The following is a 24,770-nucleotide window of genomic DNA, read 5'->3' as shown; positions in this document are numbered from 1 at the left end:
CGTGCAGAATGTGGCTGCAACCGTGCTTGCACAGTATGCCGCCAGCCCCCGACTCAATGCCCTCATTAACAGCTTTAACGCAGCACTTTCCCCCGACAGTTTTATCAATGATTTTTATGACCTTATCTGGAACATCGATACCGCAGAAAAGTACGGTCTTGATGTCTGGGGAAAGATTGTGGGCGTCAGTCGCCGGCTGACGGTAAAGGACGATTTTAATTACCTGGGCTTCAGCGAGGCCCGGATGGACAACCCGGTAATGGATGACCCGCGTCCGTTTAATCAGGCACCGTTTTACAGCGGAAAATCGGTTACCCGGACCGTTGACCTGTCTGATGAGATATACCGGCGGCTGATACTGATGAAAGCCATGTCGAATATTACTGACTGCTCTGTGCCGGATATTAACCGGATGCTGCGGTTTATGTTCGGAAAAAACCGCCGGGCTTATGTTCTGAATAATGGTGGACTGAGGATGAGTTACATCTTTGAGTTTGCTCTCTCGTCGGCAGAACTGGCGATTATCCAGTCGTCGGGAGCACTGCCGTCCCCGCCGGGTGTTTATGTCTCAGTGGTTTTAAAGGAGACCAGTAATGAAGCTTAACGATAAACCCCGTCAACTGGCAGTACCCTTTGCGAGTGCCGGGGACAAAAATAATATCCCGGACAAGGCGACTCAGCAGACCAAAGAGAGCGGTAACGCGGCGTATGATTCGGGTTTTCCTCCGGTGACCATGACCCCGATTTCAGCGGGAGGTATACCGCCACACGGCAAGGATTTTAACGGTCTGATGCACGATATTACCGCAGCAATACGGTACGTCCAGGCTGGCGGTTTGTACACGTATAATGCCGATTTCGCCGGGGCCATTGGTGGATATGCAAAAGATGCCATTCTCGCCGGAGTCTCAACAACAGCGGTCTGGCTGAATACCATTGACGATAACCTGACAGATCCGGAAGGCGCCGACAGCGCAGGCTGGGTAAACCTGCTGGCAGATCCCCTGAAGCTGTTTCTGTGGCAGAAAAACAATCTGTCAGACCTTCAGAATAAAGGAACAGCACGGGATAACCTTCAGGTCTACAGTCAGGAGCAGACGGATATTAAATACCTCGCCAAAGACCAGAACGGTGGCGATATTCCGGAAAAGCCGCTGTTTGTACAAAATATCGGAGCGCTCCCTGCATCAGGTACGGCTGTCGCAGCGAACAGGCTTGCATCACGCGGCGCGCTTCCGGCACTGACTGGCACGACAAGAGGCAGCGATGGCGGCCTGATAATGGGCGAGGTCTACAACAATGGCTATCCGACGCAATACGGAAATATTTTGCGTCTGACCGGAACCGGTGATGGGGAAATCCTCATTGGCTGGAGCGGGACAAACGGTGCGCCAGCGCCCGCATATATTCGCAGCCATCGAGATACCGCCGATGCTGAGTGGTCCGAATGGGCAATGCTCTACACCACACTAAACCCACCTCCGGATTCGCATCCAGTAGGGGCGCCGATAGCATGGCCGTCTGATGCTACCCCAGCCGGTTACGCCCTGATGCAGGGGCAGTCCTTCGATAAATCTGCTTACCCGTTACTGGCTATAGCGTATCCGTCCGGCATTATCCCTGACATGCGAGGCTGGACAATAAAGGGTAAGCCCATCAGTGGACGTGCTGTACTGTCGCAAGAAATGGACGGCAACAAATCGCACTCGCACACCGCGCGGGCGCAGGATACTGACTTAGGGACAAAATCTACCTCATCCTTTGATTACGGCACGAAATCGACCAATACCACGGGCAATCATACTCACCAGTTCGGCGGTTATATCAATTCATACTGGGGAGATTCCAATCACACCTCATTTCAGCCTGGAGGTGGTGCATGGACACAGGCCGCTGGCGACCATGCGCATACAGTTTATATCGGAGGACACGAGCACACCATGTATATCGGTCCACACGGTCACGTCGTTATTGTGGACGCAGACGGTAATGCGGAAACCACGGTTAAAAATATTGCATTTAACTACATAGTGAGGCTGGCATAATGACTTTTAAAATGAGCGAACAGGCGCAGACAATTAAAATTTTCAATCTGCGTTCAGATACTAACGAATTTATTGGTGCAGGTGATGCGTATATTCCGCCGCACACAGGACTACCGGCAAACTGTACTGATATCGCCCCTCCTGATATTCCCGCCAGTCATATTGCTATATTTGACGCTGAAACCCAGACATGGAGTCTGCATGAGGATCACCGCGGCGAGATGGTTTACGACACAACAACCGGCAATCAGGTTTATATCTCCGCTCCTGGTCCGTTGCCCGAAAATGTCACATCAGTTTCACCAGGTGGTGAATACCAGAAATGGGATAGTAAGGCTAAGGTCTGGGTAAAAGACGAAGCGGCTGAAAAAGCAGCGCAGCTTCGTCAGGCGGAAGAAACCAAAAACAGGCTCCTGCAAATAGCATCTGAAAAAATCGCGCCGTTACAGGATGCTGTTGATCTTGATATCGCAACAGATGATGAGAAAGCGCAGCTCGACGAATGGAAAAAATACAGGATACTGGTTAACCGGGTGGATACCACAAATCCTGACTGGCCGGAAGTGCCTGTAAACCAGTAATATGACGTTGTGAAAAAACAGGCTGGCATTAATAAAATACACCAGCCTGAAGTAATATTCAGTTCAGGAGGAACTGATGAAGCATAATAACCAGATATACCATCAGTACTGATATGGTTGTTACAGCCTTCTGTAAAAAATTAACAACCACAAATCTGACACCACTCTGGTGGTTTTTCTATATCTGGTGGCCAGTTGTCACACCAGGGGGGACGAATAAATGGGGCGGGTATTGGCGGCAGTCCACTGGAGGCGGATTTTGTATTATCTGGTGGGGGTTTTGTATCACTGGCGGCCATCGCCGATGCCGAAAAGGCTGTAGCCGACAACACCAGAAGCAATGGGAAAAATATACGATGTCTCATAATATCACCCGTGAATATTCAGACTATCCTTACTGTTGACTTCCTTCATTTCCAGCATAGTTCACGCTTCATCATCGTGGAATAAATAATTAAGTTTGTTGAGCGAGAATTTACTTACAGAAAAAATAATAAGCATCAATATTTTTGCAATATTTCAACTTATACCAGAATAAATGTGCTAAAAATCTGGTGACCAAGAATACCGACAACCAGTAATCGCTCCTGTGATAATGCAGACCATCTGATTGCTGTGAAGGTGGCCTCATCTGAAACGCCTGTTAAATCCAGCGTTTTAAGCTCCCTGATATAAGCCATCCATTTAGCCTGGCTGGCTTTATCATCGTCACATCTTTCACCCCGCGCCAGTTCTGTTCGTCAGTCGGCAATGGTGCTTGTCAAAACTTTGTGGCGGCTACTCTGGATTTATCTGCCACTTTCTGGCAAGTATGATTCTGTTTTCATCAGATAACCAGCTATTTACAGCGTCAAGAAGATACTGATTATCCTTCGCCATCATATAGACTTTATTACCGGCAGTGTCGGGGAGGATACTCCTGGTTGATACGCAGAAGACACCTGGCTCTTTGTTCTGGTAATAATTACCTTCGAGCAAGTCGGTAAACATGACATCAGCGCTGCGTTCACGAATCCTCTGCAGAGTGGCATCATTATCTTTTTCGCGAATAACATCTGCATACCTGATATGCTTGTCAACATAGTCCTGATTTGTACCACCTGGATTAACAACAATCCGCACGCCCTTACGGTCAATATCTTCAAGAGATTTGAAGTCATTAATCCTGTTACATTGCGTCAGCGCTATTTTCCCATTTTTAAGTACCGGAGAAGAAAGTGCGAACTGTTTTCTTCTGCCGGGAGTTTCTGTAATCCCTCCCATTGCAATATCAAATTTGTCTGCTGCCAGGTCAGTTGACAGCGTAGGCCAACTGCTAGGTACAAACAGGATATTCAGGTGCAGAGCTTTGCCCAGTGAATATGCCATATCAATATCAAAACCGATTAATTTATTTTGTCTGTTGTGAAATGCGAGGGGAGCATAGTCACCAGGCACCCCCACACGTAACTCTTTGCTTTCTTTAATCTCCTGCCAGGGTTTTGCCATCGCGGAATGAATACCTGAAAGTGACAACAAGATAACAAACATAAAATATACTTTTTTCATTACTCTTACCCTAATGTTTGATCAGTAGACTACAGATGAGATTGTCTTCTCTCTATTGCGCCGGTAACCTTTACCGGACAGGGAATCCAATAATAGTGGTATATTAAACGGGAGATCCTCTCGCCACGATATACCATCCGCTATGAAGACCTGCTTCGGGTTAAGTGACAGCTTCAATTAAATTTTCACCCTGATTTTTCACATTTCTGATGTGATGGATTACCTCAGTCACGTTGTTTGCAAGAGCATGCCTTGGTAGGCTACCTGCTGTTTAGTCAGGACTGACTGTAATCGTGTTTATAGGTCGTACAGTTCACTATTGTGATGTAACGTCGTATGTTGATCAGCAGATCGTATGCTGACGATTTCAAAAGTACATAATTAAGTACATTTTTATATGTCACTTTTTTTAATTCTATTTAATTCAGTTAGTTGAGTTTTTGTTTTCGTAATCGTTATTAAATAATAATCACAGGAACAATGGGCGCAGGCCGGGCGCCTGATTGGGGCGGGAGTACCGCGACAGCAGGTAGCGATTATTTATGATGTTGGCGTTTCGACGTTGTACAGAAAATTTCCGGCGAGTAACATGCCTTTGATGCCATTCATGGGAAAATAACACTCCTTTAATCAGCCATAAGAGTTAATTATATAAACTTAAATGGATTTGTTAATTGAATTTCATCAAGATTAACTCTATATAAAAGATTTATTGTCTTTGTTATGGCGTCTATATATTCTGCGCTATTCATTATAGCAGTGTATTTATCGTATGCTTCGAAGCAATGATTTTCATTGATATATTCACTGCTATTGTTTTTATAAATTTCATATGACTCTTCCTTTTTGAAAATGCGCGCATCCAGCCAAGGGTCAAGTATATATTCCGATATTCCTTTTGAATCAGTAAAAGTCAAAAAAACGACCACATGATTCCCTCCTGACGCGCTATTATACATAAGGGATGTGCTTATTCTGGCATCAAATACATTATTTTTCGAAAATCCTATTCCGGTTAGTCTTTGTGGTATATATTTTGCAATAATCGCACCTAAAATTAGCGACATATCAGCACAGTTCCCTGTGTTATATTTTATTGAATCAATGGAAGAATATATTAGACTCAGAGATATTGGGTTTTCTGGTCTTTCAGCCATAGCTCTGTCAAAAGAGTTTGCTTTTATAGTTTGCAGAAATTTCTTGTGATGTTCTCTTTGTAAATTAAGAGCGTCGTATTTTTCCTGCGTATCAATTTTAAGCCTGTCAATTTGCATAGCATCATAACTGTCCGATTTCTTTATTATTGTTCTGACAAAAACGGTACATTCTGAAGCAGCATTAATAATACAGGAGGATAAATCAACTGAAGTACTCTGTTGGTTGTTACAGGCGCTCACTCCAGTTGTGTCGAATTTTTCTGTAGCTACATGTCCAACATTTATAATCAATTACATTTCCCTGTATTCAAAATTAAGCGATATTCTTATGTTACGACAACCTAACAGGGACTGACTACAAAGATCTTTAAAGAAACGTTCATTATTGTATCTATTGATGAACTCCCTTCAGATTTAGAGGTTGTGCCCATGGTCGAAAAGCTCCTCTACGCTCATATACTTAACTTATCGGGGACATGGTAGGTTAGGATGTGAAAACACAGGGACAGTTACTGTCACTGCGAAGGCAGCAATAAGGAGGCCTATCCTGTACGAACTGTGGAAAACTATATCTTGTTCACGATCACCTGCATCGTTGACGATGCGCGATCCTGGAGGTTTGACGACTGCCCGGTATGATCGGTGCCGCAGCCACGTCGTATGCAGGAACGGCCTGCGGCAAACTGGCGATCGTTCGATAGTGCGAATATTGAATGGTTGCCAGTCGCGGCGGATTCTACTGGTTAAGAATGGCTAATCAATGTGTTTAATCTGAAACCAGGCATCTGTTCAACTTTTCGTGATCGCTTTTGTTGGCATCACTATTCAAGCAGTTTGCCTGCATCGGCTTCACCCTCACTTCGGCATCAGGGAAAATCTGGTGCACCTGCTTCGTCAGTTCGGCCAGAATGATCTCGCTGGCCCCTTCGAGTCCTTCAACATTACGCTTGTCATAAACCAGTTCTACGAACATACGTGTTTCGCTAATAACTGTTTGTATATACAGTATTTTTGCTTTGGCGGTTTTGTCTGTCAAGGCATGAACCACTTGTTTTTAAATTTTGGGGAACATACTGCGGGCGTGTTTGTTATCGATTTTCCCTGCAGGGCTGATGGGGTCTGGCGTTGACTAAAATTATGTGTGGGGCATGGATGGGGCAAAAGTGGTCTGTGAAGTTCGTTAAAGTTCGTTAATCAAGCTTCATCTCGATCTCGCTCATCCCTTGTTTAAAGCGCTCCTGGACGATCTTTATCGATTTTAAAAACTATGAGTACATATTATAAAAATGTAGCAAATAGGCCGTTTGTGCCTGAAAAGATGAACATTCTGCGTAGCGCGATTTGCGCAACAGGAATAGACTGGAGTCGACACTCTACACAAAGATGCGAAAGGTTTTTTATGACACAACAGCCACAAGCCAAATACCGCCATGACTATCGCGCGCCGGATTACCAGATTACTGATATTGACTTGACCTTTGACCTCGATGCCGAAAAAACCGTGGTCACCGCAATAAGCCAGGCTGTTCGTCATGGCGCGCCTGATGCGCCTCTTCGCCTTGATGGGGAAGATTTAACGCTGGTATCTATCCACGTCAACGATGCGCCGTGGACAGCATATAAGGAAGAAGAGGGCGCGCTTATCATCAGCGACCTGCCAGAGCGTTTTACGTTACGCATTGTCAACGAGATAAGTCCGGCGGCGAATACGGCGCTGGAAGGATTGTACCAGTCCGGCGATGCGCTCTGTACCCAGTGTGAAGCGGAGGGCTTCCGCCATATTACCTGGTATCTTGACCGCCCGGACGTACTGGCGCGATTTACCACCAAAATTATTGCCGATAAAAGCAAATATCCGTTCCTGCTTTCCAATGGCAACCGTGTTGCGCAGGGTGAACTGGAGAATGGCCGTCACTGGGTTCAGTGGCAAGATCCGTTCCCGAAACCGTGTTATCTGTTTGCGCTGGTGGCCGGTGATTTTGACGTGCTGCGCGATACCTTTACCACCCGCTCCGGGCGTGAAGTCGCATTAGAACTGTACGTTGACCGTGGCAATCTGGATCGCGCGCCGTGGGCAATGACCTCGCTGAAAAATTCCATGAAATGGGATGAAACGCGTTTTGGGCTCGAATATGACCTCGACATCTATATGATTGTCGCGGTGGATTTCTTTAATATGGGCGCGATGGAGAATAAAGGTCTCAATATCTTTAACTCCAAATACGTGCTGGCGCGAACCGATACCGCGACGGATAAAGATTATCTCGATATTGAGCGCGTGATAGGTCATGAGTATTTCCACAACTGGACCGGCAACCGCGTCACCTGCCGCGACTGGTTCCAGTTGAGCCTGAAAGAGGGGCTAACCGTGTTCCGCGATCAGGAGTTTAGCTCTGATTTGGGGTCACGCGCGGTGAACCGCATCAGTAACGTGCGTACCATGCGCGGTTTACAATTCGCGGAAGACGCCAGCCCGATGGCGCATCCTATCCGCCCGGATAAAGTAATCGAAATGAATAACTTCTACACCCTCACCGTTTATGAAAAGGGTGCGGAAGTCATTCGCATGATCCACACGTTGCTGGGTGAGGAAAATTTCCAGAAGGGGATGCAGCTTTATTTTGAGCGCCATGACGGCAGCGCCGCGACGTGTGATGACTTCGTACAGGCGATGGAAGATGCTTCTAATGTCGATTTGTCCCATTTCCGCCGCTGGTACAGTCAGTCCGGCACGCCGATTGTAACGGTAAAAGATGATTATAATCCGGAAACCGAGCAGTACACGTTGACCATCAGCCAGCGCACTCCGGCGACGGCGGATCAGGCGGAGAAGCAGCCGCTGCATATTCCATTCGCCATCGAACTGTACGATAACGAAGGCAACGTCATTCCGTTGCAAAAAGGTGGTCATCCGGTCAACGCCGTGCTGAACGTCACGCAGGCGGAGCAGACATTTACCTTCGATAATGTTTACTTCCAGCCTGTTCCGGCCTTGCTGTGCGAGTTTTCAGCGCCGGTGAAACTGGAATATAAATGGAGCGATCAGCAGTTGACGTTCCTGATGCGCCATGCGCGCAATGATTTCTCCCGTTGGGATGCGGCGCAAAGCCTGCTGGCCACATACATTAAACTGAATGTGGCGCGTCATCAGCAGGGGCAACCGCTATCGCTTCCGGTGCATGTCGCTGATGCGTTCCGCGCAGTACTGTTGGATGAGAAAATCGATCCGGCGTTGGCCGCAGAAATTTTAACTCTGCCTTCGGCCAATGAAATTGCGGAGCTGTTTGAGGTCATTGACCCGATCGCCATTGCGCAAGTTCGTGAAGCGCTAACGCGTACGCTGGCGGCAGAACTGGCGGATGAGTTCTTAGCTATCTATAACGCCAATCATCTGGATGAGTATCGTGTTGATCACGGCGATATCGGTAAGCGCACGCTGCGCAATGCTTGCCTGCGCTTCCTGGCGTTCGGCGAGACGGAGCTGGCTAATACGCTGGTCAGCAAACAGTATCGCGACGCCAATAATATGACCGATGCGCTGGCGGCCCTGTCTGCTGCGGTGGCGGCGCAGTTGCCGTGCCGCGATACGCTGATGCAGGAGTATGACGATAAGTGGCATCAGGACGGCCTGGTGATGGATAAATGGTTTATCCTGCAATCCACAAGCCCGGCGGAAAATGTACTGGAAACCGTACGCGGCCTGCTCAAACACCGTTCTTTCAGTATGAGCAACCCGAACCGCATCCGTTCATTAATTGGCGCGTTTGCTGGCAGCAACCCGGCGGCGTTCCATGCGCAAGACGGTAGTGGATACCAGTTCCTGGTCGAGATGCTGACCGATCTGAATAGCCGTAACCCGCAGGTAGCATCTCGCCTCATTGAACCGCTGATTCGTCTGAAACGTTATGATGATAAGCGTCAGGAGAAAATGCGCGCGGCGCTGGAGCAGTTAAAAGGACTGGAGAATCTTTCCGGCGATCTGTACGAGAAGATAACTAAAGCGTTAGCCTGACAGTATCCGTTATAAAGAGGTAAGACATGCCCGGTAAGCGTTAGCGCTGCCGGGTATTTTTTTGCCGGACGATGACGCTCGCTGGCGAAACGTGAAGTGAGAATGAAGGAAAACGATTGCTATTTATTGCCGTAGGTCAATTCCCTTTTGCTTTGTTATCGCCCATAATACGCCCCCGGTTTGCACACCGGGAATCCAGGAGAGTTCATGTACTATCCCTTCGTTCGTAAAGCCCTTTTCCAGCTCGATCCAGAGCGCGCTCATGAATTTACATTTCAACAATTACGCCGCATTACAGGTACGCCGCTGGAAGCGCTGGTACGCCAGAAAGTACCGACAAAGCCGGTTACCTGCATGGGACTTACCTTTAAAAATCCACTGGGGCTGGCTGCCGGTCTGGATAAAGACGGGGAGTGCATCGACGCGTTAGGCGCGATGGGGTTTGGCTCCCTGGAAATCGGCACCGTGACGCCGCGCCCACAGCCGGGTAACGATAAGCCGCGTCTTTTTCGTCTGGTGGATGCTGAAGGTCTGATCAATCGGATGGGCTTTAATAATCTGGGCGTCGATAACCTGGTCGAGAATGTTAAAAAAGCCCATTTTGATGGTATTCTGGGAATTAACATCGGTAAAAATAAAGATACGCCTGTCGAAAATGGCAAAGATGACTACCTGATTTGTATGGAAAAAGTCTATGCTTATGCGGGTTATATCGCCATTAATATTTCTTCGCCGAATACGCCAGGGCTACGTACGCTCCAGTATGGCGATGCGCTGGACGATCTGTTAACTGCCATTAAAAATAAGCAAAACGATCTTCAGGCGATCCACCATAAATATGTGCCGGTGGCAGTAAAGATCGCGCCGGATCTTTGTGAAGAAGAATTGATCCAGGTTGCCGATAGCCTGCTTCGTCATAATATTGATGGGGTGATTGCGACAAATACCACCCTCGATCGTTCTCTGGTACAAGGAATGAAAAATTGCCAGCAAACGGGGGGATTAAGTGGCCGGCCATTACAATTAAAAAGCACAGAAATTATTCGCCGTTTATCCCAGGAGTTAAAGGGACAATTGCCTATTATCGGCGTCGGCGGCATTGACTCAGTTATCGCCGCGCGCGAGAAGATAGCGGCAGGAGCTACGCTGGTACAAATTTATTCCGGCTTTATTTTTAAAGGCCCGCCATTGATTAAAGAAATCGTAACGCACATCTAAACTTTACCCTTTATCAGACAACCAGGGCTTTATTTCCGGCGCTGGTTGTTTTATATTTCTCCACTGTTGCTTATTTAGACATTTTAGGCTTTTATTATTGGGGTAATAAACGAAGCGGCAAAAGGACAATGCTGTTACGAGTTGCTTAAAAGCGGGAGAGAGGTAATGCGAATTAAACCTGACGATAACTGGCGCTGGTATTATGATGAAGAGCACGATCGTATGATGCTCGATCTCGCCAATGGTATGCTTTTTCGCTCGCGCTTCTCTCGTAAAATGCTTACGCCGGACGCGTTTTGCCCGACCGGTTTTTGTGTGGATGACGCTGCGCTCTATTTTTCCTTTGAAGAAAAATGCCGGGATTTCGAATTAACCAAAGAGCAACGCGCGGAGCTGGTGTTGAATGCGCTGGTGGCGATTCGCTATCTCAAACCGCAGATGCCAAAAAGCTGGCATTTTGTGGCGCATGGCGAAATGTGGACCCCAGGAACGGGCGATGCCGCAAGCGTCTGGTTAAGCGATACGGCGGAACAGGTTAATTTGCTGGTCGTTGAGCCGGGAGAAAATGCCGCGTTGTGTCTGCTGGCCCAGCCGGGCGTGGTGATAGCAGGCCGAACCATGCAGCTTGGCGATGCGATTAAAATTATGAACGACAGGCTGAAACCGCAGGTTCACTGTCACAGTTTCAGCCTTGAACAAGCGGTTTAATTCTCCAGTCGTAACGCGGTCTTAGGCACGCAGCTACAGCTCAGAATCGTACCATCGTCACCCATAGCCGATTTTTTCAGCGGACTTACTTCGCCTTCCAGCAAACGTATCCGGCAGCAACCACAGATACCAGCCCGGCAAGAATACGGAATACGAATTCCCTGATTCTCCAACTGTTCCAGTAGCACCTGTTGATTATTCCCGCAGAAGGTTTGCCCCTGCCAGTCGATGGTTACACTCCCGTCCGGATGTTTCTCTGGCGTAACGCTGTCGTCGAGCGTTGTGGCGCCATAAGCTTTTGCCGGCGCTGTCGCCAGTATCTCCACCTCATCGCCGACGCGAATGACGCCGCTATTGCGGGCAATCAAATTCTGACCGAAATCCACATCGCCATTGTCCTGGGCGGTACGAAAAGCTTGCAGTGTCGCCAGCGGTTCGCCGGAAGGATGTTTTTGCCCCTTTTCAGGGCTGACGGTCGTAAAAATACAGCGGCTACAGGGCTTCACGACGTCAAAAATCACATCGCCAATGCGAAGCACTTTCCAGCTATCTTCCTCCCAGGCCGCTACGCCGGAAACCACTAAGTTTGGGCGAAATTGTTCCATTTGTACGCCTGCCGGACAACGCTGTTGCAGATCGCGCAGCGAGGCTTCGTTGGTCAATAAATACGGGTAGCCATCGGCAAATCCCAGCGGCACCGCGTTATGTCGTTTGACCCGGCGTGTCAACTGCGGCCCAACCCAGCGCAACTGGACATCGCGGGAGAAAAAGCCGCTCAACCATTGATTAATCGCCGTCGGGGCGACGCGAGCGGTAAAATGGTTTCCCCAGACCTCGGTCGGCGCATCCTGCGGGGTGAAATCCGTAAAGCGAACCAGCGCGCTACTGCCGTCTGGCGCGGTCAAATGGAGGCCGTCGTGTAAGGGAGAGGGGGTAAAACGTACCATTTGTGGAAACTGGCGGGCGGTAATAAATGTGCCGTCAGGCTCGGTCACCATGAAGATGCGATCAAAAGCCAGGCCGCTGATATCTGCCAGCGCATGAGTCAGGCCAATGCCGCGCATGGATTTGACCGGATGAATAAAGAGCCGTGATAACGTCGCCACCGTACAGTCCCTCAAATGAAAATAAGCCTTCAACTTTATGACATGGGCGTGAGATTAGCTATAATGCGCAACAATTTTCTTAGCGTAAAAGTGACAATATGAATTCTCTGTTTGCCAGTACGGCCCGCGGGCTGGAAGAGCTGTTAAAAACTGAACTGGAAAAACTGGGCGCCGTAGGGTGTCAGGTTGTTCAGGGTGGGGTCCATTTTCAGGGCGACACGCGGCTTATTTACCAGAGCCTGATGTGGAGCCGCCTGGCCTCGCGTATTATCCTGCCGATGGGTGAGTGCAAGGTCTACAGCGATCTCGATCTTTACCTCGGCGTTCAGGCGATAAACTGGACAGAGATTTTTAATCCTGGCGCGACGTTTGCGGTGCATTTCAGCGGCCTGAACGACACCATCCGTAATAGTCAGTATGGCGCGATGAAAGTTAAAGACGCGATTGTCGATGCGTTTACGCGGAAAAATCTTCCGCGTCCAAATGTGGACCGCGAATCGCCGGACCTCCGTATTAACGTCTGGCTGAATAAAGAAACTGCCAGCATTGCGCTGGATCTCAGTGGTGATGGCCTGCACCTGCGCGGTTATCGCGATCGCACCGGGCTGGCGCCAATTAAAGAGACGCTGGCGGCAGCGATTGTTATGCGTTCCGGCTGGCAGCCAGGTACGCCGCTGCTCGACCCTATGTGTGGTTCGGGGACACTGTTGATTGAGGCCGCGATGTGGGCGACCGATCGCGCGCCGGGCCTGCACCGTGGTCACTGGGGATTTAGCGGCTGGGCACAGCATGACGAAACTATCTGGCAGGAAGTGAAAGCCGAAGCGCAGACCCGGGCGCGTAAGGGACTGGCGGAGTATTCCTCTCATTTCTACGGTTCCGACAGCGATGCGCGCGTCATTGAGCGGGCGCGCAGCAACGCCCGTCGCGCCGGTATCGGCGAGCTTATCACCTTTGAAGTGAAAGATGTGGCGCAACTGAGTAATCCATTGCCGAAAGGCCCGTATGGTACGGTGATCAGTAACCCGCCTTACGGCGAACGTCTGGACAGCGAACCGGCGCTGATTGCGTTGCACAGCCTGCTGGGCCGTACCATGAAAAATCAGTTTGGCGGCTGGAACCTGTCGCTGTTCAGCGCTTCGCCCGATTTGCTGGGCAGCCTGCAATTACGTGCCGACAAACAGTTTAAAGCCAAGAATGGCCCGCTGGACTGCGTGCAGAAAAACTATCATATTGCGGAAACCACGGCGGACAGTAAGCCGGCGACGGTGGCGGAAGATTACGCTAATCGCCTGCGTAAAAATCTTAAAAAGCTGGAGAAATGGGCGCGCCAGGAAGGGATTGAATGCTATCGCTTGTATGATGCCGACCTGCCGGAATATAACGTGGCGGTAGACCGTTACGGCGACTGGGCGGTGATTCAGGAATATGCGCCGCCGAAAACGGTGGATGCGCAAAAAGCGCGGCAACGTCTGTTCGATATTATTGCGGCAACCTTGTCAGTGCTCGGTATTCCGCCGAATAAACTGGTGTTAAAAACCCGTGAACGGCAAAAAGGAAAAAACCAGTATCAGAAAATGAGCGAGAAGGGCGAGTTCCTTGAGGTCAGCGAATATAATGCGCGCTTATGGGTAAATCTGACGGATTATCTCGACACCGGTCTGTTCCTCGATCACCGTATTGCCCGCAGAATGCTGGGAGAAATGAGCAAAGGCAAAGATTTCCTGAATCTCTTTTCTTATACCGGCAGCGCCAGCGTACATGCGGGTCTGGGCGGCGCGCGCAGCACCACAACGGTGGATATGTCCCGCACCTATCTGGAGTGGGCCGAACGTAATTTGCGTCTGAACGGACTGAGCGGCCGCGCGCATCGCCTGATTCAGGCCGACTGCCTGGGCTGGCTGCGCGAGGCGAATGAACAGTTCGATTTGATCTTTATCGATCCGCCGACGTTCTCTAACTCAAAACGTATGGAAGAGTCGTTTGATGTTCAGCGCGATCATGTCGCGTTAATGAAAGATTTAAAACGTCTGCTGCGTAAAGGCGGCACCATCATGTTCTCAAATAATAAGCGCGGATTCCGTATGGATCTGGAAGGGCTGGCTGAGCTGGGGCTTACTGCACAAGAAATTACGCAAAAAACGCTCTCCCCGGATTTTGCCCGTAACCGTCAGATTCATAACTGCTGGCTGATCCGCGCCGCCTGAAAGGAAAAGTAAATGTCATTAATCAGTATGCATGGCGCATGGCTGTCGTTCAGCGACGCGCCGCTTCTCGATAACGCAGAGTTGCATATCGAAGATAACGAACGCGTCTGTCTGGTGGGGCGTAACGGCGCCGGGAAATCCACCTTGATGAAGATCCTCAACCGCGAACAGGGTCTGGACGATGGGCGTATTATTTATGAGCAGGATCTGATCGTCGCGCGTCTGCAGCAGGACCCGCCCCGTAATATTGCGGGCAGCGTCTATGACTTTGTCGCCGAAGGTATCGAAGAACAAGCGGAATACCTCAAGCGCTATCATGAGATTTCCCGTCTGGTGATGACCGATCCCAGCGAGAAAAACCTCAATGAAATGGCGCGCGTACAGGAACAGCTCGATCATCATAATCTTTGGCAGCTGGAAAACCGTATTAATGAAGTGCTGGCGCAGCTTGGACTCGATCCTAACGCCGCGCTGTCGTCGCTCTCCGGCGGCTGGCTGCGTAAAGCCGCACTGGGTCGGGCGCTGGTCAGCAATCCGCGCGTATTGTTACTGGATGAACCGACTAACCATCTGGATATCGAAACTATCGACTGGCTGGAAGGGTTTCTGAAAACCTTTAACGGAACGATTATTTTTATCTCTCACGATCGTTCGTTTATTCGCAATATGGCAACCCGCATTGTCGATCTCGATCGTGGCAAACTGGTCACCTATCCGGGAAATTACGATCAATACCTGCTGGAGAAAGAAGAAGCGCTGCGCGTAGAAGAATTACAAAACGCGGAATTTGATCGCAAACTGGCGCAGGAAGAAGTCTGGATTCGCCAGGGGATCAAGGCGCGCCGCACCCGTAATGAAGGGCGCGTGCGGGCGTTAAAAGCGATGCGTCGTGAACGCAGCGAGCGCCGGGAAGTGATGGGCACGGCGAAGATGCAGGTCGAAGAGGCGACGCGCTCCGGTAAAATCGTTTTTGAGATGGAGAATGTCGATTACCAAGTAGAAGGAAAACAACTGGTAAAAGATTTCTCCGCTCAGGTACAGCGCGGCGACAAGATTGCGTTAATTGGCCCGAACGGCTGCGGTAAAACCACGCTACTGAAACTGATGCTGGGACAGCTTCAGGCTGACAGCGGGCGCATCCACGTAGGAACGAAGCTGGAAGTCGCCTACTTCGATCAGCATCGCGCCGAACTGGATCCGGAAAAAACCGTGATGGATAACCTGGCGGAAGGCAAGCAAGAGGTGATGGTAAACGGTAAGCCGCGCCATGTACTGGGCTATTTGCAGGACTTCCTGTTTCACCCCAAACGGGCGATGACACCCGTTCGCGCGCTTTCCGGCGGCGAACGTAACCGTCTGTTGCTGGCGCGACTGTTCCTCAAGCCGAGCAATCTTTTAATTCTCGATGAACCAACGAACGATCTTGACGTCGAAACGCTGGAACTATTAGAAGAATTAATTGATGGCTATCAGGGCACGGTACTACTGGTCAGCCACGATCGGCAATTTGTCGATAATACCGTGACGGAATGCTGGATTTTCGAGGGCGGCGGCAAAATCGGACGCTATATCGGCGGCTACCATGATGCGCGTGCGCAGCAAGAGCAGCATCTGGCGACGAAACAGCCGATGGCGAAAAAAAATGAGGAAGTTATTGCCCCTAAAGCAGAAATTGTAAAACGTGGCAGTAGCAAACTAAGCTATAAACTGCAGCGCGAGCTGGAGCAGTTACCCGGTCAGCTTGAAGACCTGGAAGCGAAGCTGGAAGCGCTACAGGCGCAGGTTGCGGATGCGGCCTTTTTTAGCCAACCCCATGAGCAAACGCAGAAAGTTCTGGCCGATTTAAGTCAGGCGGAGCAAGAACTTGAGCAAGCCTTCGAACGTTGGGAGTATCTTGAAGGCCTGAAAAACGGGGCATAACGAAAGGAGCGCCTATGTGTGAACATCACCATGCTGCGAAGCACATATTGTGCCCGCAATGTGACATGCTGGTGGCTTTACCCCGCCTCTCGCATGGGCAAAAAGCAGCATGTCCACGATGCGGCGCAACGTTAACGACCGAGTGGGACGCGCCCCGGCAGCGTCCTACCGCCTATGCGTTAGCGGCACTATTTATGTTGCTGCTTTCTAACCTTTTTCCCTTCGTGAATATGAATGTCGCGGGCGTCACCAGCGAAGTCACGCTTCTGGAAATCCCCGGCGTCATGTTTTCTGAAGATTACGCCAGCCTCGGCACGTTCTTTTTATTATTTGTCCAACTGGTGCCGGCATTTTGCCTGGTGACTATTCTATTACTTGTCAACCGCGCCAGTCTGCCGTTGTCGGTAAAAAAAACGCTGGCAAGGATCTTTTTCCTCCTCAAATCGTGGGGAATGGCGGAAATATTTCTCACCGGGGTGTTGGTCAGTTTTGTTAAGCTGATGGCCTACGGCGATATCGGCATCGGCAGCAGCTTTATTCCCTGGTGCTTATTTTGTCTCGTTCAACTGCGGGCGTTCCAGTGTGTCGATCGCCGCTGGCTGTGGGATGATATCGCCCCGCAGCCTGCACTGGCGCAGCCGTTAACGCCGGGGATTACCGGTATCCGGCAGTCTTTGCGTTCTTGCGCCTGCTGTACGGCGATCCTGCCTGCGGAGAGTCTCGTCTGTCCGCGTTGCCATACGAAAGGCTATGTCCGGCGTAAAAACAGTTTGCAGTGGACGCTGGCGTTATTATTTACCTCGATCATGCTTTATCTGCCCGCCAATATTTTGCCGATTATGATTACCGACTTACTGGGCTCGAAAATGCCGTCGACCATTCTGGCTGGCGTGATTTTGCTGTGGAGCGAGGGGTCTTATCCGGTGGCGGCGGTTATCTTTCTCGCCAGTATTATGGTGCCGACGCTAAAAATGATCGCCATTGCCTGGCTTTGTTGGGATGCGAAAGGCCACGGTAAGCGCGACAGTGAACGGATGCATTTTATTTATGAAGTAGTGGAGTTTGTGGGGCGCTGGTCAATGATTGATGTCTTTGTCATTGCCGTACTCTCTGCGCTGGTGCGTATGGGAGGGTTAATGAATATTTATCCTGCGATGGGTGCGTTGATGTTTGCTTTAGTCGTCATAATGACAATGTTTTCTGCGATGACCTTTGATCCGCGTCTGTCGTGGGATCGTGAGTACGAACCAGGCCATGAGGAGTCCTGATAGCATGGAACCTAAAAAAGGGGAAGCCAAAGTACAAAAGGTGAAAAATTGGTCGCCTGTCTGGATATTCCCGATTGTTACTGCGCTTATCGGAGCCTGGATTCTGTTTTATCACTACAGCCACCAGGGACCGGAAGTTACCTTAATCACCACCAATGCGGAAGGCATTGAAGGCGGAAAAACGACGATCAAAAGTCGCAGCGTGGATGTCGGCGTGGTTGAAAGCGCGACGCTGACTGACGATCTGACCCACGTACAAATCAAAGCGCGGCTCCATTCCGGTATGGAAAAGTTGCTGCATAAAGACTCGGTATTTTGGGTGGTAAAACCGCAGGTGGGGCGTGAAGGCATCAGCGGGCTTGGGACGCTGCTATCAGGTGCGTATATTGAACTACAACCAGGAAGTAAGGGCAGTCAGCCGGAAAGCTATCAGCTTCTTGACTCACCGCCGTTGGCGCCGCCCGATGCCAAAGGTATTCGTGTGATTCTGGACAGCAAAAAGGCCGGTCAGCTCAGTCCTGGCGATCCCGTTCTGTTCCGGGGCTATCGGGTAGGGTCCGTTGAAACCAGCTCTTTCGATCCGCAAAAACGGACAATGAGTTATCAGTTGTTCATTAAGGCGCCAAACGATCGGTTGGTCACCAGTAATGTCCGATTCTGGAAAGATAGCGGTATCGCTGTGGATCTGACATCGGCGGGAATGCGCGTGGAAATGGGATCGTTGACGACGTTGTTTGGCGGCGGCGTGAGTTTTGATGTGCCGGAAGGACTTGAGCAGGGGCAACCCGTCGCCGAAAAAACGGCGTTTAATCTCTACGACGATCAAAAAAGTATTCAGGATTCGCTGTACACCGATCATATCGATTACCTGATGTTCTTTAAAGATTCGGTGCGCGGATTACAACCTGGCGCGCCGCTGGAGTTTCGCGGTATTCGTCTGGGGACGGTAAGCAAAGTGCCTTTCTTTGCGTCTAATATGCGTCAGGTGTTTAACGACGATTACCGTATTCCTGTGCTGGTGCGCATTGAACCGGAGCGTCTGAAAGCGCAACTGGGAGAAAATGCGGATGTTGGCGCGCATTTGACGGAACTGCTTAAGCGCGGTTTACGCGCTTCGCTTAAAACCGGTAACCTGGTGACCGGGGCGCTGTATGTCGATCTGGACTTTTATCCTAAGGAGCCGCCGATTACCGGGCTACGCGAATTTGATGGTTATGAAATTATTCCCACCGTCAGCAGCGGCCTGGCGCAAATTCAACAGCGACTGGTGGAAACGTTGGATAAGATCAACAACCTGCCGCTGAATCCGATGATTGAACAAGCGACCAATACGCTGTCTGAAAGCCAGCGTACTATGCGTCGGCTGCAAACCACGCTGGATAATATGAACAAGATTACCTCCAGTCAGTCGATGCAGCAGCTTCCGGCGGATATGCAAATGACGTTACGCGAACTTAACCGCAGTATGCAAGGCTTCCAGCCTGGATCGGCGGCGTATAACAAAATGGTGGCGGATATGCAGCGTCTCGATCAGGTGCTTCGTGAGTTACAACCGGTGTTGAAAACTCTGAACGAGAAGAGCAACGCGCTGGTATTTGAAGCGAAGGATAAAAAAGATCCTGAGCCTAAGAGGGCGAAACAATGAAAAAATGGCTAGTCGTGATAATGGCGTTCTGGCTGGCGTCATGTAGCTCCGGCGGAGAGAATAAAAGCTATTATCAGCTCCCGATAGCGCAAAGCGGTGTGCAAAGTACCGCAAGCCAGGGCAACCGTCTCTTATGGGTAGAGCAGGTTTCCGTACCTGACTATCTGGCAGGTAACGGCGTGGTGTATCAAACCAGTGATGTCCAGTATGTGATTGCCAATAACAATCTGTGGGCCAGCCCGCTGGACCAGCAATTACGTAACACGCTGGTGGCGAATCTTAGCGCCCGGCTTCCTGGCTGGGTCGTCGCTTCCCAGCCGTTGGGAACCACCCAGGATACGTTAAACGTTACCGTAACCGGATTCCATGGACGCTACGATGGTAAGGTTATCGTCAGCGGGGAGTGGTTATTAAACCACAATGGACAGCTGATTAAGCGGCCTTTCCATATCGAAGCCAGTCAGCAGAAAGATGGCTATGATGAGATGGTCAAAGTACTGGCAAGCGCATGGAGTCAGGAAGCAGCCGCTATCGCAGATGAGATAAAGCGCCTTCCCTGAGATAAAAGTAATGTAAATTTAACCGCTTCAGGTCGTGCGCCTGAGGCGGTTTTTTTATTTTTGACGCCGGAAAAATAGTTGTTATGGCTCACATTTTTTGTACAAATGATTTACCGTATAGCTCACAAATATGACATTGGTGTGAATTTTGCGCATTGACGGGCGATCCATTTAGAGGTATTCGTGTAGTGTGATTGCACATTTTGTAATCACTGTTTTCTTTTCCACCAGATACAAATATGAGGGAAACGAGGCATGAAGAGACAAAAACGAGATCGCCTGGAACGGGCACATCAACGTGGATATCAGGCCGGCATCGCCGGACGATCAAAAGAAATGTGTCCCTATCAGACGCTGAATCAACGGTCATACTGGTTGGGAGGTTGGCGACAAGCCATGGAGGACAGGGCGGTAATGGCCTGATTCTGTCTCTTTAGAAAAAGAAACCTCCGCAGTGCGGAGGTTTCGCCTTTATGGGCTTTGCAAGCATGATACCGATAGCGCGGAATATCAATTCAACACTTAGAACGCGGAAGTATCCTGGAACAAACCGACTTTCAAATCGTGTGCGGTATAGATCAGACGACCATCCACCAGAACCTCACCGTCCGCCAGGCCCATGATCAGGCGACGGTTTACGATACGTTTGAAATGAATACGATAGGTGACTTTCCTGGCTGTCGGCAGAACCTGGCCGGTAAATTTCACTTCGCCCACGCCCAGAGCGCGGCCTTTGCCTTCGCCGCCCAACCAGCCCAGGTAGAATCCCACCAATTGCCACATAGCATCCAGACCCAGACAACCGGGCATCACCGGATCGCCGATAAAGTGGCATCCGAAGAACCATAGATCCGGATTGATATCCAGCTCGGCTTCGACATAGCCTTTGTCGAAATTGCCGCCCGTTTCGGTCATCTTAACGACGCGGTCCATCATCAGCATGTTCGGCGCAGGGAGTTGCGGCCCTTTAGCGCCAAACAGTTCACCACGACCAGAGGCAAGAAGGTCTTCTTTTGTATAGGATTCGCGTTTATCTACCATGTTTTATGTAAACCTTATTTTATTGAAGCACGCAGGATAGCTAACACGTGTACGCTGAACAAGTCCGATCAGTTCGGAATAAAAGCGTTCAGCCAACGTAATGGCCACGGGAAACGATGACGGCCTTCCTGTTGCGTCGCCTGCGCGATACGCTCCTGGATAGTCTGCATCAACGTCGTTTGACCTTCGCCATCCCACACCAGATTTAACAGTAGCGGTAAGGCGTCGGTCACGTCGTCTACCGCCCAGATAGTGAACTTCTCTTCTTTAACCGCTTGCAGCAGTTCAGATTTAAGACTGAGATGGCGGACATTGGCGGCAGGGATAATCACGCCCTGTTTACCGTTTAATTCCCGCTGCTCGCAGATGGCGAAGAAACCTTCAATTTTTTCGTTTAGCCCACCCACCGGTTGCGCACGACCAAACTGATCGACCGAGCCGGTAATCGCAATGTTTTGATTCACCGGCACATTGGCCAGCGCGCTGATGAGCGCACATAATTCCGCCATTGAGGCGCTATCGCCATCCACTTCGCTGTAGGACTGCTCAAAGGTTAACGAGGCAGAGAAGGGAATTTGTTGCTCCAGCTGCAACTCCGACATCAGGAAGGCCTGCATAATCATCATTCCCTTAGCGTGGATATTCCCGCCAAGTTCGGCCTTGCGCTCAATATCGTTAAATTCGCCATCGCCGATATGCACAACACAGCTAATTCGCGACGGTTCGCCAAAGGCGCGCGGATGTCCGGGAAACTCAATGACGGAAAGCGCATTGATTTGTCCAACGCGTTCGCCTTCGGTTTCAATCAGGATCTGCTCTTGCAGAATCTCATCCTGCATCCGCTCCGCCAGAAAGCCTTCTCGCCATTCGCGTCGGGCAAGCATCAGGCTGAGCGCTTCTGCGCCGCAGGTATCGCCTTCGCATAAAGGCGACGCCTCCTTAAACTGGCGGGCTATCCACAGTGGGCAAAGAGGCAGCGTATCCTGTTCGCCGGTATAGCGCACAGCCTCGCGTATCAGGACGGGCCAGGCGTCCGGTGCCGGGGGCGGAAAATTATCGCGTAAAGCGATACGCGTCACCCATTGACACCACAGGGTCATAGCTTCTGCGTCCGCTATCTGTAAATTGTCTTCAAATTCACTGTAGATAGCCTGTTCCGCGAGCTCCGGTTCCATCTCCTGAAAATCAGCCAGTGATTCACGTTCGCCAACCAGAATCACCTTCAGTTTGAGCGGCATTGATGGCACGGAGACCGGTAATGGACGCGACTCGTCAAAGGCCACCCAGTCAAAACGCTCGCGGCTAACGATGGCTTTCAGACGCATCCATAGTAACGGCTGCGCCAGAAGGGTTCGTAAGGAAATAATCAGCACGCCGCCGTTCGCCTGATGAACCAGTCCCGGTTGCAGGGTAATGTCGCCGTTATACTGCCGCAGGCAACCAAAGAGCTGTTCGGCTTCGACCCAGTCAGCGCTGACGACTTGTGTGACGGTGGCAAAGTTGTCTTGCGCATTCTGCGCGGCGCGGTAATGAACAGTATGCCCGGAAACGTCATAATGTCCGCCGGTTAATTGTCCGGCATCGGTTTGCAGAGCGCGGACGGCATCTGAAAGTAAAGTGAGATACTCTTGCTCTTCAGGCGCTTTAGTCAGCATAAAAGAGGATGAGCTCCACGGCTGAATAAGCTGCTCAAGCGCAAATTGCAGTCGTGGCTGAGTATCACTGAGTAAGGTGTCGTTTTCGTCAGTCGCGTGTGGCTGTGCAAATATCTCCTGATAGCTTTCGCTATCCGGAACCAGATCACGCCATGCAAGTTTCGTAATGGTCAAAGTTGAGGTTTTTTAGTCTGTTGTAAAAGGGGGGATTATAGCCTAACCCGTCACGCTGCACACGCGGAAAGCGAATGCAAAGTAATATGAAGACGTGTAACCATTCACAGGTTCGAGATTCTTTTCTTCAGATGGCTAAAAAACTGATATTCTGATAACAGTTACACGGTAACATTGGGATCACAATGAAATATCAACAACTTGAAAATCTTGAAAGCGGTTGGAAATGGAAATATCTGGTGAAAAAGCACCGCGAAGGGGAGTTGATCACCCGCTACGTGGAAGCCAGTGCTGCCCAGGAAGCCGTCAATTTGTTGTTGGCCCTCGAAAATGAACCGGTGCGGGTAAACGTCTGGATAGACAGGCATATGAATCCTGCCTTGCTTAATCGGATGAAACAAACCATTCGGGCAAGACGCAAACGACACTTCAATGCGGAACATCAGCATACGCGCAAAAAATCTATCGATTTAGAGTTTATGGTCTGGCAGCGTCTGGCGGGCCTTGCGCAACGACGCGGTAAAACATTATCCGAAACGATAGTGCAACTGATAGAAGACGCGGAGCATAAAGAGAAATATGCCACGCAAATGACCGCGTTAAAGCAGGATTTACAGGCGTTATTAGGCAAGAAGTAACGCTGAAAGGCGTTGTCACCCAGACCAGAGCAAAAAACCCCGCGACGCGGGGTTTTTTATCAGACGGAAACTTAAGCCTGCGGCTGAGTTACCACGTCTTTAACGCCTTTAACTTCGATCTCTACGCGACGATCCGGAGCCAGGCAATCAATCAGGGCAGCGCGAGGTTTCACGTTGTCACAGGTGTTGCCGGTAACCGGGTTAGATTCGCCCATACCACGTGCGGAGATTTTGTCAGACGGAATACCTTTGGAGATCAGGTAATCAACAACAGACTGAGCACGTTTCTCGGACAGACCCTGGTTGTAAGCGTCAGAACCGATACGGTCAGTGAAGCCCAGAACGACAACGGAACCGTCTTTCGGATCCAGGTTGCTCAGCTGGCTGTACAGCTGATCCAGAGCCTGCTGGCCTTCCGGCTTCAGGGTAGATTTGTTGAAGTTGAACAGTACGTCAGACTTCAGAGTGAAGTGCTTGGTCTGTACTTCCGGAGCTGGAGCCGGTGCCGGAGCTACTACCGGAGCAGCTTCTTGCTGGCCGAAACGGTAGGAAACACCTACGCTCAGCAGGCCGTTGTCCGGACGGGTGCCGATGGTGTTGGCATCACCGATGTTGTTAGTCCACTGGTATTCCAGACGGGTTGCGATTTCAGGGGTGATGGCATACTCGATACCGCCCGCGAATACCGGGGAAACGCCGGTGTCGTGGTCTTTAGTAGACGGGCCGCCAGGGACGTTAGACTTGGTGTCTGCACGCCATACCATACCACCCAGACGGGTATAAACGTCCAGATCGTCAGTGATTGGATAACCCAGTTTAGCGGTCAACTGAACGCCCTGAGCTTTATAAGCGCCATTGATGTTGTCGCCTTTGTACGGCATACGGCCTAACCAGTCGTAGCCCATTTCAAAGCCAACGTACGGGTTAACCTGGTAACCACCAAAAGCACCTGCGCCCAGTTGGTTTTCATGAGTCGGGCCATCATTGTGAATGAAGCCGGTGTCATGGTACTGAGACCAGCCCAGTTTAGCACCAGCGTACCAGGTGTTATCTTTCGGAGCGGCCTGCGCTACGGTAGCGAAACCAGCCAGTGCCACTGCAATCGCGATAGCTGTCTTTTTCATTTTTTGCGCCTCGTTATCATCCAAAATACGCCATGAATATCTCCAACGAGATAACACGGTTAAATCCTTCACCGGGGGGATCTGCTCAATAGTTACTCTACCGATATCTACGGCTTATGCTGAGCACCCCTGGCGATGTAAAGTCTACAACGTAGTTGGAAAC

General features: G+C 50.3%; 19 protein-coding genes and 5 pseudogenes. 16 read left to right on the top strand and 8 right to left on the bottom strand.

Features of this window, described 5'->3' with window-relative positions; translation table 11 throughout:
- The first annotated feature begins 1 nt into the window (after position 1).
- From J4617_RS06105 to J4617_RS22925, 4 genes and pseudogenes are all read left to right on the top strand, one after another.
- Positions 2-604 carry a DUF2612 domain-containing protein gene (locus tag J4617_RS06105; protein ID WP_001181748.1) on the top strand — a complete coding sequence of 201 codons (603 nt, stop codon included), beginning with the start codon at positions 2-4 and terminating at the stop codon, positions 602-604.
- Positions 605-1,172: 568 nt separating this feature from the next.
- Positions 1,173-2,045, top strand: a pseudogene (locus J4617_RS22930) (phage tail protein); the annotation flags it as partial.
- Complete coding sequence (locus tag J4617_RS06095) at positions 2,045-2,626, top strand: tail fiber assembly protein (protein ID WP_000143168.1); 582 nt, start codon at positions 2,045-2,047, stop codon at positions 2,624-2,626. The pseudogene J4617_RS22930 and the gene J4617_RS06095, both read left to right, overlap by 1 nt.
- Before the next feature lie 400 nt (positions 2,627-3,026).
- Positions 3,027-3,166, top strand: a pseudogene (locus J4617_RS22925) (hypothetical protein); the annotation flags it as partial.
- A 47-nt stretch (positions 3,167-3,213) separates the two neighbouring features.
- Here J4617_RS22925 and J4617_RS23185 read toward each other — a convergent pair.
- Together J4617_RS23185 and J4617_RS06085 are read right to left on the bottom strand one after the other, a co-directional pair.
- Positions 3,214-3,408 (bottom strand): annotated as a pseudogene (locus tag J4617_RS23185) (phage tail protein); the annotation flags it as partial.
- The gene (locus J4617_RS06085; RefSeq protein ID WP_000758584.1) at positions 3,404-4,174 is read right to left on the bottom strand and encodes a transporter substrate-binding domain-containing protein; all 771 of its coding nucleotides are present in this window, start codon (positions 4,172-4,174) and stop codon (positions 3,404-3,406) included. The gene J4617_RS06085 and the pseudogene J4617_RS23185, both read right to left, overlap by 5 nt.
- A 69-nt stretch (positions 4,175-4,243) precedes the next feature.
- Between J4617_RS06085 and J4617_RS22920 the strand changes: the two are divergent.
- Both J4617_RS22920 and J4617_RS06080 read left to right on the top strand, forming a co-directional pair.
- Positions 4,244-4,342, top strand: a pseudogene (locus J4617_RS22920) (DUF4113 domain-containing protein); the annotation flags it as partial.
- A gap of 301 nt (positions 4,343-4,643) precedes the next feature.
- A pseudogene (locus J4617_RS06080) lies at positions 4,644-4,793 on the top strand (helix-turn-helix domain-containing protein); the annotation flags it as partial.
- Between the two features lie 28 nt (positions 4,794-4,821).
- Here J4617_RS06080 and J4617_RS06075 read toward each other — a convergent pair.
- Together J4617_RS06075 and J4617_RS06070 are read right to left on the bottom strand one after the other, a co-directional pair.
- A complete protein-coding gene (locus J4617_RS06075; RefSeq protein ID WP_001536069.1) occupies positions 4,822-5,622 on the bottom strand; it encodes a hypothetical protein in 801 nt (266 codons plus the stop codon).
- 475 nt (positions 5,623-6,097) lie between these two features.
- On the bottom strand, positions 6,098-6,304 hold the full coding sequence (locus J4617_RS06070) for a DinI-like family protein (protein ID WP_000497440.1): 207 nt from the start codon (positions 6,302-6,304) through the stop codon (positions 6,098-6,100).
- Positions 6,305-6,730: 426 nt separating this feature from the next.
- Between J4617_RS06070 and pepN the strand changes: the two genes are divergently transcribed.
- The 3 genes from pepN (at position 6,731) to zapC (ending at position 11,269) form a co-directional block, all read left to right on the top strand.
- Entirely contained in the window at positions 6,731-9,343 is a 2,613-nt protein-coding gene (gene pepN / locus J4617_RS06065; RefSeq protein ID WP_000193775.1) for an aminopeptidase N, read from the top strand.
- Between the two features lie 207 nt (positions 9,344-9,550).
- Positions 9,551-10,561, top strand: a complete 1,011-nt coding sequence (gene pyrD / locus J4617_RS06060) for a quinone-dependent dihydroorotate dehydrogenase (protein WP_000291723.1) — start codon at positions 9,551-9,553, stop codon at positions 10,559-10,561.
- 165 nt (positions 10,562-10,726) lie between these two features.
- Complete coding sequence (gene zapC / locus J4617_RS06055; RefSeq protein WP_001220671.1) at positions 10,727-11,269, top strand: cell division protein ZapC; 543 nt, start codon at positions 10,727-10,729, stop codon at positions 11,267-11,269.
- On the opposite strand, the gene J4617_RS06050 is transcribed toward zapC, so the two are convergent.
- Positions 11,266-12,375 carry a YcbX family protein gene (locus tag J4617_RS06050; protein WP_000224072.1) on the bottom strand — a complete coding sequence of 370 codons (1,110 nt, stop codon included), beginning with the start codon at positions 12,373-12,375 and terminating at the stop codon, positions 11,266-11,268. The genes zapC and J4617_RS06050 overlap by 4 nt on opposite strands.
- A 98-nt stretch (positions 12,376-12,473) precedes the next feature.
- Between J4617_RS06050 and rlmKL the strand changes: the two genes are divergently transcribed.
- From rlmKL to rmf, 6 genes are all read left to right on the top strand, one after another.
- The gene (gene rlmKL / locus J4617_RS06045) at positions 12,474-14,582 is read left to right on the top strand and encodes a bifunctional 23S rRNA (guanine(2069)-N(7))-methyltransferase RlmK/23S rRNA (guanine(2445)-N(2))-methyltransferase RlmL (protein ID WP_001086485.1); all 2,109 of its coding nucleotides are present in this window, start codon (positions 12,474-12,476) and stop codon (positions 14,580-14,582) included.
- Positions 14,583-14,594: 12 nt separating this feature from the next.
- Positions 14,595-16,502, top strand: a complete 1,908-nt coding sequence (locus tag J4617_RS06040) for an ABC transporter ATP-binding protein (protein WP_000053044.1) — start codon at positions 14,595-14,597, stop codon at positions 16,500-16,502.
- A gap of 14 nt (positions 16,503-16,516) precedes the next feature.
- Positions 16,517-17,770, top strand: coding sequence for a membrane integrity-associated transporter subunit PqiA (pqiA, locus tag J4617_RS06035; RefSeq protein ID WP_017465789.1), 1,254 nt, complete (start codon positions 16,517-16,519; stop codon positions 17,768-17,770).
- Between the two features lie 4 nt (positions 17,771-17,774).
- Complete coding sequence (gene pqiB / locus J4617_RS06030) at positions 17,775-19,415, top strand: intermembrane transport protein PqiB (protein ID WP_017465790.1); 1,641 nt, start codon at positions 17,775-17,777, stop codon at positions 19,413-19,415.
- Positions 19,412-19,975, top strand: a complete 564-nt coding sequence (pqiC, locus tag J4617_RS06025) for a membrane integrity-associated transporter subunit PqiC (RefSeq protein WP_000759136.1) — start codon at positions 19,412-19,414, stop codon at positions 19,973-19,975. The genes pqiB and pqiC overlap by 4 nt, the downstream gene beginning before the upstream one ends.
- A gap of 255 nt (positions 19,976-20,230) precedes the next feature.
- Positions 20,231-20,398 carry a ribosome modulation factor gene (rmf, locus tag J4617_RS06020; protein WP_001537784.1) on the top strand — a complete coding sequence of 56 codons (168 nt, stop codon included), beginning with the start codon at positions 20,231-20,233 and terminating at the stop codon, positions 20,396-20,398.
- Between the two features lie 99 nt (positions 20,399-20,497).
- On the opposite strand, the gene fabA is transcribed toward rmf, so the two are convergent.
- Both fabA and J4617_RS06010 read right to left on the bottom strand, forming a co-directional pair.
- The gene (fabA, locus tag J4617_RS06015) at positions 20,498-21,016 is read right to left on the bottom strand and encodes a bifunctional 3-hydroxydecanoyl-ACP dehydratase/trans-2-decenoyl-ACP isomerase (protein WP_000227928.1); all 519 of its coding nucleotides are present in this window, start codon (positions 21,014-21,016) and stop codon (positions 20,498-20,500) included.
- A 68-nt stretch (positions 21,017-21,084) separates the two neighbouring features.
- Positions 21,085-22,845, bottom strand: coding sequence for a Lon protease family protein (locus J4617_RS06010; RefSeq protein ID WP_017465791.1), 1,761 nt, complete (start codon positions 22,843-22,845; stop codon positions 21,085-21,087).
- Positions 22,846-23,030: 185 nt separating this feature from the next.
- On the opposite strand from J4617_RS06010, the gene matP reads away from it, so the two are divergent.
- Entirely contained in the window at positions 23,031-23,483 is a 453-nt protein-coding gene (matP, locus tag J4617_RS06005) for a macrodomain Ter protein MatP (RefSeq protein WP_017465792.1), read from the top strand.
- A gap of 71 nt (positions 23,484-23,554) precedes the next feature.
- On the opposite strand, the gene ompA is transcribed toward matP, so the two are convergent.
- A complete protein-coding gene (ompA, locus tag J4617_RS06000; RefSeq protein ID WP_001674965.1) occupies positions 23,555-24,607 on the bottom strand; it encodes a porin OmpA in 1,053 nt (350 codons plus the stop codon).
- Positions 24,608-24,770: the final 163 nt, after the last annotated feature.

The sequence above is a fragment of the Salmonella sp. 32010601201800023SM genome (assembly GCF_017572235.1).
Lineage (GTDB): Bacteria > Pseudomonadota > Gammaproteobacteria > Enterobacterales > Enterobacteriaceae > Salmonella > Salmonella enterica.
The sequence above is the reverse complement of the archived record's forward strand: the minus strand, read 5'-3'. Positions and strand labels throughout refer to the sequence as shown.